The 14384-nt window shown below is 68.8% G+C and carries 9 protein-coding genes; 6 read left to right on the top strand and 3 right to left on the bottom strand.

Annotated features, from left to right (window positions below):
- Nucleotides 1–187 precede the first annotated feature (187 nt).
- Both smc and ftsY read left to right on the top strand, forming a co-directional pair.
- Nucleotides 188–3802 (top strand): chromosome segregation protein SMC, encoded by a 3615-nt coding sequence (gene smc / locus ACFVTM_RS16765; RefSeq protein WP_390204842.1) that lies wholly within the window; start codon nucleotides 188–190, stop codon nucleotides 3800–3802.
- Nucleotides 3803–3894: 92 nt separating this feature from the next.
- Entirely contained in the window at nucleotides 3895–5109 is a 1215-nt protein-coding gene (ftsY, locus tag ACFVTM_RS16770; protein ID WP_390204792.1) for a signal recognition particle-docking protein FtsY, read from the top strand.
- Nucleotides 5110–5172: 63 nt separating this feature from the next.
- On the opposite strand, the gene ACFVTM_RS16775 is transcribed toward ftsY, so the two are convergent.
- Both ACFVTM_RS16775 and ACFVTM_RS16780 read right to left on the bottom strand, forming a co-directional pair.
- The gene (locus ACFVTM_RS16775; protein WP_390204794.1) at nucleotides 5173–6837 is read right to left on the bottom strand and encodes a hypothetical protein; all 1665 of its coding nucleotides are present in this window, start codon (nucleotides 6835–6837) and stop codon (nucleotides 5173–5175) included.
- Between the two features lie 230 nt (nucleotides 6838–7067).
- Entirely contained in the window at nucleotides 7068–8318 is a 1251-nt protein-coding gene (locus ACFVTM_RS16780) for an MFS transporter (protein WP_390204796.1), read from the bottom strand.
- Nucleotides 8319–8568: 250 nt separating this feature from the next.
- Between ACFVTM_RS16780 and ACFVTM_RS16785 the strand changes: the two genes are divergently transcribed.
- Together ACFVTM_RS16785 and ACFVTM_RS16790 are read left to right on the top strand one after the other, a co-directional pair.
- Entirely contained in the window at nucleotides 8569–9930 is a 1362-nt protein-coding gene (locus ACFVTM_RS16785) for an ammonium transporter (protein WP_390204798.1), read from the top strand.
- Complete coding sequence (locus tag ACFVTM_RS16790; protein ID WP_028276847.1) at nucleotides 9927–10265, top strand: P-II family nitrogen regulator; 339 nt, start codon at nucleotides 9927–9929, stop codon at nucleotides 10263–10265. The genes ACFVTM_RS16785 and ACFVTM_RS16790 overlap by 4 nt, the downstream gene beginning before the upstream one ends.
- A 178-nt stretch (nucleotides 10266–10443) precedes the next feature.
- Here the strand turns inward: ACFVTM_RS16790 and ACFVTM_RS16795 are convergent, their stop codons facing one another.
- Nucleotides 10444–11832 (bottom strand): glucose-6-phosphate dehydrogenase, encoded by a 1389-nt coding sequence (locus ACFVTM_RS16795; RefSeq protein ID WP_390204799.1) that lies wholly within the window; start codon nucleotides 11830–11832, stop codon nucleotides 10444–10446.
- A 152-nt stretch (nucleotides 11833–11984) separates the two neighbouring features.
- Between ACFVTM_RS16795 and ffh the strand changes: the two genes are divergently transcribed.
- Nucleotides 11985–13571: a signal recognition particle protein gene (gene ffh, locus ACFVTM_RS16800; RefSeq protein ID WP_390204800.1), complete on the top strand. Its 1587-nt coding sequence runs from the start codon at nucleotides 11985–11987 to the stop codon at nucleotides 13569–13571.
- A 70-nt stretch (nucleotides 13572–13641) separates the two neighbouring features.
- Nucleotides 13642–14376 (top strand): alpha/beta fold hydrolase, encoded by a 735-nt coding sequence (locus ACFVTM_RS16805; RefSeq protein WP_390204802.1) that lies wholly within the window; start codon nucleotides 13642–13644, stop codon nucleotides 14374–14376.
- Nucleotides 14377–14384 lie beyond the last annotated feature (8 nt).

Here is a 14384-nt window from a genome sequence, read left to right on the forward strand (position 1 = left end):
GTGCAGGCCAGTTCCCGCATTTTTCGGCCGCCAACTGCGGCGGTTTCGCGAGGGTTCTGCACGGAATGACCGCCGCCGCGCAGTAGATTGTAAGTATCAGGGGCCACCCCGAACACCCGCGTCCGTGTCGAATCATGCTTTCGTCGAACAGCGGGCCCAGTCCGCCGAGCAGGAGACCCGAAGCACCTTGCACCTCAAAAGCCTGACCGTCCGGGGATTCAAGTCGTTCGCCTCAGCGACGACCTTCGAATTCGAACCGGGCGTCACCGCCGTGGTGGGCCCCAACGGTTCGGGCAAGTCGAATGTGGTGGACGCGCTGGCCTGGGTCATGGGCGAACAGGGAGCCAAAACCCTTCGCGGCGGCAAGATGGAGGACGTGATCTTCGCGGGCACCTCCGGCCGGCCGCCCTTGGGCCGCGCCCACGTCTCGCTGACCATCGACAACAGCGACGGCGCCCTCCCGATCGAATACAGCGAGGTGACGATCTCGCGCACCCTGTTCCGGACCGGCGGCTCGGAGTACGCCATCAACGGCGCCGGCTGCCGGCTGCTCGACATCCAGGAGCTGCTCTCCGATTCGGGCCTGGGCCGCGAGATGCACGTGATCGTCGGCCAGGGCCAGCTGGACAAGGTCCTGCACGCCACCCCCGAGGACCGGCGCGGCTTCATCGAAGAGGCCGCCGGCATCCTCAAACACCGCCGCCGCAAGGAAAAAACGGTCCGCAAGCTCGAGGCCATGCAGGCCAACCTGTCCCGGCTCAATGACCTCACCGGCGAAATCCGGCGGCAGCTGACGCCGCTGGGCAAGCAGGCGGAAGTGGCCCGGCGTGCCCAGAGCGTCCAGTTCGAGGTCCGCGACGCCCGCTCCCGCCTCCTGGCCGACGACCTCGTCCAGTTGCAGTCCGCGCTGGCGCAGGACGTCGCGGATGAGTCCGCGCTCAAGGCGCGCCGCGCCGTCGTCGAACGCGAGCTTGACGCCGGACGGCAGCGCCAGGCGGCCCTGGAACGGCTCGCGGCCGAGGCCACGCCCGCGCTGAACGCCGCGCGGGAAAACTGGTATTCACTCTCCACCGGGCGCGAACGGCTCCGCTCGCTCGGCTCGCTCGCCGAGGAACGCCGGCGGCTGCTTGGCGCCGCGGACGTGGTTCCGGACACCGGCCGGGATCCGGACCAGCTGGAGAAGCAGGCCGCCCGTGTCCGTGACGAACAGGCCGGGCTGGAACAGGAGATCCTGGACCGGACGGGGGCCCTGGACGGCGCGACAGCCGCCAAGCAGGACGCCGAACAGGCCGCCGCCGCCGAGGATAAGCGTCTCGCGGCCCTGCTGAGGGCCGCCGCGGACCGGCGCGAAGGCCTGGCCAAGCTCGCCGGACAGGTCGGCGCGGCACGGTCCCGCGTCGAATCTGCCCAGTCCGAGCTCGGCCGGCTCCGCGAATCCCAAAAGGCGGGCGAGGAACGCCGCCGGCAGGCGCACAGCGAGTTCACCGCCCTGGAAACGCAGGTGGCGGGGGTCGAGGACGGCGAGGAATCGCTCGACGCCGATTACGAGGCCGCCAGCACTGACCTGGACGCAGTCCTCGCCCGGATCGCCGAGCTGGAAGCGGCCGAGCGTGAGGGCGAACGGGAACGCGGCGCCCTCGTGGCCCGCCGCGATGCCCTCCAGCTCGGCCTGAACCGCAAAGACGGCTCCGGACACGTGCTCGGCGCGGCCTCCGGGGAACTGGGCTCCGGCGTCCTGGGATCCCTGGCGGCCATGATCACGGTGGAGGCCGGATTCGAGGCAGCCGTCGCTGCCGCCCTCGGCAGCGCCTCCGACGCCGTGGTGGTCCGGGACCAGGAGACGGCCGCCGCGGCCGTGCGGTTACTGCGAGACGACGACGCCGGCCGCGCCGCACTGCTGCTCGCCGACGACCCGGCCGGGTCTTCGCCGCGCGGCGCGGCAACGCTTCCACCCACTCTTCCTGCCGGCGCGCGCTGGGCCGCCGAGCTGGTTTCCGCGGCAGATCCGGACGCCGCCGGCCTGCCGATGGCCGCCCTGCTGGCGGGCATCGCCGTCGTCGATGATCTGGACGCGGCGGCGCAGCTGATCGCCGCGCATCCGGAGCTCACCGCTGTGACGCGGGCCGGGGACGTCTTGACGGCCCTCACCGTGACCGGCGGCTCAGCCTCGGCGCCGTCGCTGCTGGAAGTCCAGGCCGCCGTCGACGACGCCGCCGCGAAGCTGGCCGCGGTCACCGCCGGACTCGAACGCAACCGCTTCGCCCTCGCCACCGCGCGGGCCCGGCGCGCCGAAGCCCAGGACCGTGCGGACGCGGCCCTCGCGAAACTTCACGACTCCGACGCGAAACTCGCCGCCGTCGCCGAACGCCTGGGCCACCTGAACGCGGTGCTGCGCAGTGCGGTCGGGGAGAGCGACCGCCTGGCCGCGTCACTGGCCAGGGCCGAGGCCCAGATTGTCAGCGAACAGGCCGCACTGGAAGCCGTGACGGCACGGCTTGCTGCGGCCACCGACGCCCCCGAGGAGCAGGAACCTTCCCCGGAGCACCGCGACGCCCTGGCCCTGGCCGCCTCGCTGGCCCGCACGGCCGAAATGGAGGCCAGGCTCGCCCTGCGCAGCGCCGAGGAACAACTCACGGCCACCCGGAACCGGGCGGCTTCACTGGAACGGGCCGCCGCCACCGAGCGCCGCGCCCGTGAGGAAGCTGCGGAACGGGCCCGCCGCCGCCGGCTCCAGGCCGGGCGCGCCGCCGCCGTCGCCGCCGCCGTGCAGCAGGTGATCGGGTTCATCGACGTGTCCGTGGAACTGGCCCGGCGCGAACGGGACAGCGCAGAAGAACACCGGGAAGTGATGGAGCGTGACCTTGCCGGGGTCCGCAGCGGCAACGACGCCCTGGCCCGCGAGCTGGCCGAACTCACCGACTCCGTGCACCGCGACGAACTCGCCCGCACGCAGCAGCGGCTGCGGATCGAGGCGCTGGAACTGAAGAGCGTGGAGGAGCTCGGGCTCACCGCCGAGCAGCTCGTGGCCGACTACGGCCCGGACCGGCCCGTCCCGGTGCCGGCCGACGATTCGGCAGACAAATGGGCCGCCCTGCGCGCCCCGGTGGACGAGGACGGCCGCGAGATCGCCGAGGGCAAGCCGTTCGTGCGGGAGGAGCAGGAAAAACGGCTCAAACGCGCCGAACGCGACCTCGCAGCCCTTGGCAAGGTCAACCCGCTGGCGCTCGAGGAGTTCGCAGCGCTCGAGGAGCGCCATCAGTTCCTCAGCACCCAGCTCGAAGACCTGAAATCCAGCCGCAAGGACCTGCTGGACATCATCAAGGAAGTCGACGACCGCGTCCAGAAAGTCTTTGCCGAAGCGTTCGAGGACACCTCCCGGCAGTTTGTCCGCGTCTTCGCCCGGCTGTTCCCCGGCGGCGAGGGCCGGCTGGTCCTGACCGACCCCTCCGACATGCTCACCACCGGCATCGAAGTGGAAGCCCGTCCGGCCGGCAAGAAAATCAAGCGGCTCTCGCTGCTCTCCGGCGGCGAGCGTTCCCTGACTGCCGTGGCGCTGCTGGTGGCCATCTTCAAGGCGCGGCCCTCGCCCTTCTACGTCATGGACGAGGTCGAGGCCGCCCTCGATGACACCAACCTGGGCCGGCTCATCACGATCTTCGAAGAGCTCCGCGAATCCAGCCAGCTGATCGTCATCACGCACCAGAAGCGCACCATGGAAGTCGCCGACGCGCTCTATGGCGTCACAATGCGCGGCGACGGCGTCTCCACGGTGATCAGCCAGCGGCTCAGTGTGGAGGTCTAGCCGCTGAAGTACAGGGCGAGCCTCCGGCGTAGAGGCTCAACGCACGAAATCGCTGGCCACGGCCCATTTGGGGTTTGTGAGAAGCTAGGGGAGTGAACGACATCCTCCCCATTATTCTGCCCATTCTCGCTGTCCTGGTGGTCCTCGGCCTGCTGATCCCGGTGCTGATGAAGACCCGGAAGACCACCAAAAAGTATCTCGGCACGCGGGACGAAAACGACCCCGTGCAGGCTCCGGGCGCCGGAACCCTGGTGGAGGACCGTCCCGCGACTGCGCCGGCACCGGCACGGACCGCGCCGGACGCCGTCGGGCTCGAAGAAACCGAAACCGTCGAGGTTCCGGACGACGTCGCCGGGCTCGAAACCGTTCCCGTGGAGACCCCGCTGCCGGTGGCCGGACGCCTCGCCCGGCTCCGCGAGCGGCTGGTCAAGTCCAACAACGTCCTGGGCAAGGGACTGCTGGCCCTACTGTCGGCGGACAAGATCGACGAAAACGTCTGGGATGAGGTCGAGGAAACCCTCCTGCTGGCGGACCTCGGCACCGAGCCGACCATGCAGCTCGTGGACGCGCTCCGCGAACGCGTCAAGGTGATCGGAACGCGGGACCCGGAGCACGTCAAGGCCCTGCTCCGCGAGGAACTGATCAAGATCGTAGACCCCACCATGGACCGGAGCCTGAACGTCGAGCGGCATGACGACAAGCCCGCCGTCATGATGGTGGTGGGCGTCAACGGCGTCGGCAAGACCACCACCGTGGGCAAGCTCGCCCGCGTGCTGGTAGCCGAGGACAAGGACGTCCTGCTGGGCGCCGCCGACACCTTCCGCGCCGCCGCCTCCGAGCAGCTGGCCACATGGGGCTCGCGCGTCGGGGTGCCCACTGTGAAGTCGGACATCGCCGGCGCAGACCCGGCGTCGGTGGCCTACGAGGCCGTCAAGGCCGGCATCGACCAGGAAGTCGACGTCGTCATGATCGACACCGCCGGGCGGCTGCAAAACAAGGTGGGCCTCATGGACGAGCTCAGCAAGGTCAAGCGCGTCATCGAAAAGCTTGCCGAAGTGGACGAGGTGCTCCTGGTCCTGGACGCCACCACCGGCCAGAACGGGCTCAACCAGGCCCGGGTGTTCTCCGAGGTCGTGAACATCACCGGGATCGTCCTGACCAAGCTGGACGGCACCGCCAAGGGCGGCATCGTCGTCGCCATCCAGAAGGCCCTCGGCGTTCCGGTGAAGCTGATCGGCCTGGGCGAAGGCGCCGATGACCTGGCGCCGTTCGAGGCCGAAGGCTTCGTGGATGCGCTGCTGAACTAGCCTGCACCGCAAACAAAGAATGCCCCGGTCCATCAAGGACCGGGGCATTCTCTGTTGTGGCTGCTAGTACTTGAAGTTCAGGACCGTCACTGTACCGGCGGTCAGCTTGAACTGCTGCGTCTGGGACTTGTACGCGAACCCGGGGACCGTGGCGCGCTTGGCGAGCGGCGTCGGCTCGGTCTTGGCGCCGTCGATCACGGTCTGGTCCTCGGCGGTGTAGCTGGGACCGCTGAGCTGGGTCATGGTCCCGGTCACCGGCTTGCCCGGCAGATTCAGCGTGACGTCGGTCTGCGCGGCCTTTTCGGGGTCGCTTTCGTTGACGATCACCACACTGGTGCTGCCGTCGGCGTTCTGCAGCGCGTAGCTGAACGCCAGGCCGCCTCCGGAACTGTTCAGTTTCATGAACTTGCCGGCCTCGAGCTCGGCCACCATGGAGATGCCGAAGAAGTTGGCGCGGCCGGACATCTGGCCGTTGCCGAACGGGTAGGCGCCGGCACTGCAGATGGCGGACAGGGGCGGGCCGCCCTTGCACGTGAGCAGGGAGCTGTGGAAGCCGATCCGGGTAATCCCCAGCTGGGCGGCATTGAGGGAATAGTCAGCCGCCCACAGGGCCGAGGCGTGGGTGCGGGAGGTCTCGTTGGAGCCGGGGCAGGCTGCGATCCCGGTTTCCGGGAGCCAGGTCTCCAGGCCGGCGGCCTGTCCTACCTTGATGGCCGCCTGCTGGTAATCGGCGGCGCGGTCGTGCATCAGCTGGCTCATCAGGTTGGCCATGGTCGGAGAGCCCTTGGGGTCACTGCCGTCACAGCTGTAGAGCGGGTAGTTGTGGAACGACAGGATCTTCTTCTGCGGGATGTCCGCATCGATGAACGGCTGCCACCACTTCTGGTCATAGGCGCCGGGGCCGGAGATCGGCACGTTCGGAGCCACGGCATAGATGGCATTGGCGTAGTCCTTGAGTTCCCGGACGTACTGCTCCAGGCTGTAGCCGCTGCCGGTCTTGACGTCGTTGAAGACGAAGCCGTTGGGCTCGTTGCCCACCGTGATGCTGAGCAGCCGGTCGCCGAAGATCTCCGAGGCGTTCTTGACCATGTCCGCGGCCCGGGCCGGGTTGTAGTGGCCAAGGTCCACCGTGAGGCTGACCTTGGCGTCGCCGGCCTCCAGCAGGGTCTTGAGCCGGGCCAGGTCTGCCGGGCCCACGGCCTTGACCGGGTGCGTCTTGTCGCCCTTGTAGTCGCCGGGGACAGCCTCGCCGGTGGAGGTCCAGAAGAAGCGCCGGTCGACGGCGTTGCCGCCGAAGCGCAGGACGGGCTGGTCGATCTCCTTGAGGAGCTTGACCATCGAGGCGTTGTCGCTGCTGAGGTCCGGGTCAGCCAGGTCAGTGGCCTCCAGGGAGATGCCGGTCAGGCCCTTGTTCAGGGAGGTGCCCACGAGGTCGTTGGAGACGTCGACCTTCAGGGGCTCAACCTTTTCCAGAGGCGACCCGGCCGGCGGACCCGGCTGCTGGTAATAGGTGACCGGAGGCCCCGCCTCGGCGGGGGTGGACGCCGGTTCGGACGCCGGTTCGGATGCGGCCGGCGGGGCCGGGGCCGGGTTGCCGAGTGCGATCGGTACCAGCACCGCCGTCGCGGCGACGACGGTGATGATTCCGGCGCCGGCGATCAGCCGTGCGCGCTTCCTTTTTCCTGCGTTTTTTCCTGTGGTTTTCCCAGCGGGTTTACCCGCGGGCATTCCCTCATTCGCGGGATCGGCGGGGTCGGGGCTATCGGCTTTCCCGGGGGAAGAGTCGAATCTGGCCATGGGGGATTACCTCCGGAAGTTTGTGGCACGTGCCCCCAGCTTAGCCAAGGGAGTCGGCCCCCGCTGACCGGAACGTCCTGGTCATCGTCGTGGACAAGGTTCCCGACGCCGGTCACGGACGCGGCCCGGCGCACGCCAGCCGGTGGCGGCAACGCCGCAGGTCAGGCGCGTTCCGCGGCGGGCCGGCCGAATGTTTCGCGGGCGGGCAACCACACGGCGGCGGCAGCCAACAGCATGCCGCCGGTGACCCCGAAGGCCCATCCGTAGCCCAGCCGGTCCGCCAGCAGCCCGGCCACCACGGGCCCCACAATCGCGCCGCTGTCGGAGGCCATCTGGAAAACCGCCAGGACGCGGCCGCCGGAGCGCTCATTGCCGATCACGTCCGCGATGGCGGCCTGCTGGGCCGGACCCAGCAGCCCGGAGCCGATCCCGGCGCACGCGGAGGCGAGCAGGAACCAAGGCAGCTGGTGCGTGAACCCGATCGCCGCCGTGGCGGTGCCGGTGACCAGCAGCCCGGCCAGCAGGAGCGGCTTGCGGCCGAGGGTGTCCGCGAGCCGGCCGGAGAACGTCAGCGCCACCGCGTTTCCGCCCGCGAACACGGCCAGGGCCCAGCCGGCCGATTCAGGGCCCGCCCCCAGCGCCGCGACTGCGAAGAGCGGCACCGTGGCCATCCGCACCCCGAAGGTGGCCCAGCCGTTGGCGAAACTTGAGAACAGGCCGGCGCGGTAGGCGCTGTCCCGCAGCGCGTCCTTCAGTTCCATCGCCGGGGCCTTCGCGCCGGACTGGCGTGAAGCGGCCGGGACATGGCTGAGCTGGGTCTGCACCACGAGGGCCGCCAGCACCAGGGCCGCCGCGTAGGCAAGGAACGGCACCCGCAGGCCGAAGCTGGCGAGCAGCCCGCCCACGATGGGGCCGCAGACGTTGCCGATCAGGAACGCCGAGGCGTAGGCACCGGAGACCCGGCCGCGGCTTTCCGGCGGCGCGAGCCGGACCACGAGCGCCATTGACGCCACAGTGAACATCACCGAACCCGCCCCGCCCAGTCCGCGGAAGACCAGCAACTGCCAGTAGTCCTGGGCGAACGCGCAGGCCGCCGTCGACGCCGCCACGATCAGCAGGCCCGCCACGTAGACGGGCCGTTCGCCCAGCTTCACGATCAGGGCGCCGCCGGCCGGGGCGAAGACGAGCCGCATGAACGCGAAGATGCTCACGATGACGGCGGCCGCCGTCGCGCCGACGTCGAACGTGGTGGCGAACTGCGGAAGGACCGGTGCAACGAGGCCAAATCCGATGGCGATCAGGAAGGCCGCTACCAGCATCACCTTGATGTCCCGGGGCAGCCGGGACCGCCCCGGAGCCGGTGGGGGCACCTTGGCTGCGGCTTCGCCGGCGGGGCGGGAGGTGTTGCTCATGTTGCGTTCGTCCTTGGGCTGTTGCGGGGCCGGCTGGCGGCGGGTCTTTCAAGCGCGGAAATTAAACCGATGAAACATAACCGTAACAAGTGTGAGATGCACCATTTACGTCCGGGAGGTTCTTGTAACAACCCGGCAATCTAAATCCTCAGCCAGCGAAACACAGCCCCGCGAAACTCGTTGTAGAACGCAAATAATGCGTTGGGACCGGCGGACTCGTCCGCACCTATTGCAAGAGAGGACGTAGACCATGGAACTCACCGCAGGTCTCGTTTGGCTCCTGGTCGCCGCGGCACTCGTGCTGTTCATGACCCCGGGCCTGGCATTCTTCTACGGCGGCATGACTCGCGCCAAGTCGGCTTTGAACATGATGATGATGAGCTTCGTCGCCATTGGAACCGTGGGCATCATGTGGGTCCTGTGGGGCGCTTCGATGGCTACGAGCAACGAGGACAACTTCTTCCAGATCTTCGCCAACCCGTTCAGCCACTTCGGCCTGCACGGGTTCACCGAGCCTGCTGATCTGCTCAAGGTTGGCTACGCAGCCACCTTCGCCATCATCACGGTGGCCCTGATCTCCGGCGCAGTCGCTGACCGCGCCAAGTTCTCCGCCTGGGTGGTCTTCACCCCCATCTGGGCCACCCTCGTCTACGCACCTCTCGCGTTCATGGTCTGGGGCGGCGGGCTGTTCTCCGCTGACGGCTGGTTCGGCCAGACGTTCGCGCCGGTCATCGACTTCGCCGGTGGCACCGTGGTCCACATCAACGCCGGCGTCGCGGGCCTGATCCTGGTCCTGATCATTGGTAACCGCAAGGGCTTCGGCAAGGACCCGAACCACCGCCCGCACAACATTCCGTTCGTCATGCTCGGCGCCGCAATCCTGTGGTTCGGCTGGTTCGGCTTCAACGCCGGTGCCGCCGCGACCGTGGAGCAGGCCGGCCTGATCTGGATCAACACCCTGGCCGCCCCGGCCGCCGCCATGCTCGGCTGGCTCGCCGTGGAACGCTTCCGTGACGGTCACCCGACCTCGCTCGGTGCCGCCTCCGGCGTGGTCGCCGGCCTCGTCGCCATCACCCCTGCCTGCGCCAACGTGTCCCCGCTCGGCGCGATCGCCCTCGGCGTCGTGGCCGGTCTGGCCTCCGCGCTCGCCGTCGGCCTGAAGTTCAAGTTCGGCTACGACGACTCACTCGACGTCGTCGGCGTCCACCTCGTCGCCGGTGTTATCGGCACCGTGGCCATCGGCTTCCTCGCCACCCCGACCCAGGGCGCTGCGGGCCTGTTCTACGGCGGCGGCACCACCCAGTTGGTCGCCCAGACCCTCGCGGCCCTGATGGCCATCGCGTTCACCGCCGTGATGACCTTCATCATCGCCTTCCCGATCCACAAGCTCATGGGCTTCCGGGTCTCCCAGGAACAGGAAGTCGTCGGTGTGGACCTGAGCCTGCACGCAGAGACCGCCTACGAGTTCGGCGTCGGCGGGCACGGCGGCAGCTTCCAGCCGCTGCACGAACTGATCACCGGCAAGCCGCAGGGCGAAGAGACCGTTTCACCCGTGGATGTTTCGTCCAACGGCAAGCAGAACGCAACGGGTAAGGAAAGTGTGGGGGCATGAAACTGATCACGGCAATCGTCCGTCCGGAAAAGCTTGAGGCAATTCGCGAAGGCCTGGAAGCCTACGGTGTGCAGGGCCTCACCGTCAGTGCAGCCAGCGGCTACGGCCGGCAGCGCGGCTATACCGAGGTGTACCGCGGGGCCGAGTACAACGTGGACCTCCTGCCCAAGATCCGGGTCGAAGTCCTGGCCACCGACGAACAGGCGGACGACATCCTCGATGTCATCATCGCCAGTTCGAACACCGGCCGGGCCGGCGACGGCAAGGTCTGGACGATGGATGTGTTCGAGGCTGTCAGGGTCCGCACCGGAGAGCGCGGTTCGGCAGCGATCTAGCTGCTCCCCGCTCCGCCCCGGAACTGGGAACAGATAACGCGGCGCTGACACTGCGGGCCGGACGCCTGAAATGGCATCCGGCCCGCTTTGTCGTGTCTGCTGTTGAAAGACTCTGCCGTTGAAACACTCCGCTGTTGAAAGACTCCGCTGTTGAAAGACTCCGGCGCTGGTTCCGGGGCTACGCCGGCCAGCCGTCCGGGCCCGAGGTCCCGGCCGGATATTCCTCCAGCGGGACATGCCCGGCGGTCCAGGACTTCAACACCGGCGCCAGGATGCGCCAGCAGTCCTCGGCGGTATCGGCCCGCACCGAGAGCAGCGGATCACCGGTCAGGACGCCCTCCAGCACTTCACCGTAGGGGAGGAGCCCGGAGGCGCTCAGTTCGGCCTGCAGCGTGGCCCGGTCCAGGCTCAGGACATCGCCCGGGCCGTTCACGTCGACGTCGAACTGCAGAGTGTCGGGGCCAAAACCGATCCGCAGCTGGTTGGGGGCGTCCACGCCGGTGAAGCCCTTCGGCAGGTGCGGCACCGGCCGGAAGGTCACCACGGCCTCCTTGCGTTTCTTGCCCAGCGCCTTGCCCGAGCGCAGGATGAACGGCACGCCCTGCCAGCGCCAGTTCTCGATCTGCACCTGGACCTCGGCCAGCGTCTCGGTGCCCCGGGACGCGTCCACGCCGTCCTCCTTGGCGTAGTCCGGAATTTTCCGGCTGTCGATCGAACCCGCGGTGTACCGTGCCCGGCGGGTGCTTTGGCGGTACGGGGCCTGGATGCTGCTGGCCCGCAGCACGGTGGCCACGGCGTCGCGGAGGTCGCGTTCGTCCACTGAGGCCGGCGGCTCGATAGCCATGAGGGCCATGATCTGCAGCAGATGGCTCTGGATCATGTCGCGGAGCGCGCCGGCGCCGTCGTAGTAGCGGGCGCGGCCTTCGAGGGCGAGGTCCTCGTCGAAGATGATCTCGATCTTTTCGATGTGCTGCCGGTTCCACACCGGCTCCAGGAACGTGTTCGCGAAGCGCAGGCCCAGGATGTTCAGGACGGTCGCCTTGCCGAGGAAGTGGTCCACCCGGTGGATGTGGTCCTCCGGGACCAGCGCGGCCAGCGTCCTGTTCAGGTGCCGTGCCGACTGCTCGTCCGAGCCGAACGGTTTCTCCATGACCAGCCGGGTGCCCGCGGGCACGTCCCCCAGCGAGAGCGCCTCGCACGCGAGCTGGCTGACGCGCGGCGGCAGGGCGAAGTAGACCGCCACGGGGCCCTCCAGCCGGGCGAGCAGCCCGGCAAGCTGGCCCTCGGCCGTGACATCGAGCTGGTGGTAGGTGCTGTCCTGGCGGATCCGCTTGAGCTCCCGCTTGCCGTGGGCATCGGCCTGGGCGTCCTCGTCCGCGAAGGAGTCCTCGAGGCGGCCCAGCCACTGCTCCGGCGTCCAGGCGTCCGATCCCGCCCCGGCCAGGGTGAGGCCGTCGGCGCGGCCCCGGGCCACCAGGCGGGCCAGCCCCGGCAACAGGAGCCTGCCGGTAAGATCGCCGGAGGCGCCCAGGATGAGCAGGGTTTTTACAGTTGTTTGGCTGGTCACCTAAGCCAGCATGCCATCTTGAAGGCGCATCTTGGTACCCTAGATAGTCGAGTCCTGTTGTCGCGGCGGTTCGCCCAGGCGAACACCGGCCGCGACGCTGGCGTGCCGCACCGGCCGCCACCTGTACATCCACTGAAAGAAGTGCACGGCGCGTGTTCAATTCACTCTCTGACCGGTTGACAGCAACCTTCAAGAATCTGCGTGGCAAGGGCCGCCTGACCGAGGCGGACGTTGACGCCACAGTCCGCGAGATCCGGCGTGCCCTCCTGGACGCCGATGTCGCCGTGCCCGTGGTCCGGGAGTTCACCGGCCGCGTGCGCGAGCGTGCCCTCGGCGCCGAGGTCTCCGGTGCGCTGAACCCGAGCCAGCAGATCGTGAAGATCGTCAACGAGGAACTCGTGGAGATCCTCGGCGGCGAGACCCGCCGGATCCGCCTCGCCAAGACCGGGCCTACCATCATCATGCTCGCCGGCCTCCAGGGTGCCGGCAAGACCACGCTGGCCGGCAAGCTGTCCAAGTGGCTCAAGTCCCAGGGGCACAGCCCCATGCTGGTGGCCTGCGACCTCCAGCGCCCCAACGCCGTCACCCAGCTGCAGGTGGTCGGCCAGCGCGCCGGCGTGCCCGTGTTCGCCCCGCACCCGGGCGCCACGTCCACCGAGCTGGACCACCCCGCCGGTGACCCGGTCGCCGTCGCCCGTGCCGGCGTCGAGGAAGCCAAGCGCACCCTCCACGACGTCGTGATCGTGGACACCGCCGGCCGTCTCGGCGTCGACGCAGACATGATGGAGCAGGCGCGCCAGATCCGCCGCGCGATCGTCCCGAACGAAGTCCTCTTCGTGATCGACTCCATGATCGGCCAGGACGCCGTCAACACGGCCCTGGCCTTCGATGAGGGCGTCAACTTCACCGGCATAGTGCTGTCCAAGCTCGACGGCGACGCCCGCGGCGGTGCCGCGCTCTCCGTCGCGTCGGTAACCGGCAAGCCGGTCATGTTCGCGTCCACCGGCGAAAGCGTGGACGACTTCGAGCTCTTCCACCCGGACCGGATGGCCTCGCGCATCCTCGACATGGGTGACGTCCTCACCCTGATCGAGCAAGCCGAGAAGTCCTGGGACAAGGATGAAGCCGCCAGGATGGCGAAGAAGTTCGCCGACCAGGAAGACTTCACGCTCGATGACTTCCTCGCCCAGATGCAGCAGATCCGCAACATGGGCTCCATGAAGAAAATGCTCATGATGATGCCGGGTGCGCAAAACATCCGGCAGCAGCTTGAGCAGTTCGACGAGCGCGAGATCGACCGGGTCGAGGCCATTGTCCGCTCGATGACCCCGCACGAACGTGTGGCTCCGAAGATCATCAACGGCTCCCGCCGGGCCCGCATCGCCCGCGGTTCCGGCGTGCACGTCTCCGAGGTCAACGGACTGCTGGAGCGCTTCGCCCAGGCCCAGAAGATGATGAAGAAGATGGCGGCCGGCGGCGGCATGCCCGGAATGCCGGGGATGCCCGGCATGGGCGGCGGCGGGGCCCGCAAGGGAGCCAAGACGGCGCCGAAGAAGAAGGCCCGCTCCGGCAACCCGGCCAAGGCCGCGCAGGAACTGCGTGACGCCGAGGCCCGGCGTGCGGCCGGCGCCAAGGCGCTGCCCACGGGAGCGTCGTTCGGCCAGCAGGGCGGCGACTTCGATCCGTCCCAGCTGAACCTGCCCAAGGGCTTCGACAAGTTCCTCGGCGGCAGCAAGTAGCCGCAGCTGCTGATGCCGCCGGGACTGTGTCGCCGGCGGCATCGGCTCTCGATTGCCATAGGGTTAGACCATGTTCAAGCAGCGCGTAGTCTTCGTCCACGGGGATGGCAGCTTCGGCGCTGCAGCGTGGCCCAAGCAGCACGGAATGGCGCTGGACTACGACGCGCTGTTCCTGCGTCGGCACGGCTTTGACGCCGTCGCGGAACCGCTGGAAACCGACTTCGCCGCCGACGCCGCAATCGTGCTCGCGTCGCTGGCGGACGATGGCCGCGGCGAGGCCGGCGGCCATGTGGTGGCCCACTCGCAGGGCGCCATCGCCGCCATGATGGCCGCCGTCGAGCGGCCCGACCTCGTCCAGTCGCTGACCCTGGTGGAGCCGGCCTGCCTGTCGCTGACCGCCGAGCTCCCGGCCACCGCCGCGCACCGGGCGCTCATGCAGCCGCTCTTCGACGTCCGGCACAACCTCAGCGACGACGACTTCCAGCGCGAGTTCATCCGCCGCGCGTTTGCGGCGGATGCCCCGGGGGCCACGACGCCGGAGGCGCTACGGGCGGCGCGCCGGCTCCGGCTGCAGGCGCCGCCGTGGGAGGCCCCGCTGCAGATCGTGCCGGGCGTGCCGACGCTGGTGCTGACCGGCGGCTGGGAACCGCTGTATGAGGAAATCGCCGGGTACCTGCGCGAGACCGGCGCCCTGCACCGCACGGCCGCGGGCGGGCACCGGCCCCAGGATTCAGCCGACGGCGACCGGATCATCCGGTCGTTCATCGCCGAGGTCAGCCGGCACCAGCACGCCCGGGCCTCGTAGGACGCTGC

This window comes from Arthrobacter sp. NPDC058130 (genome assembly GCF_042884475.1).
Taxonomy (GTDB): Bacteria; Actinomycetota; Actinomycetes; order Actinomycetales; family Micrococcaceae; genus Arthrobacter.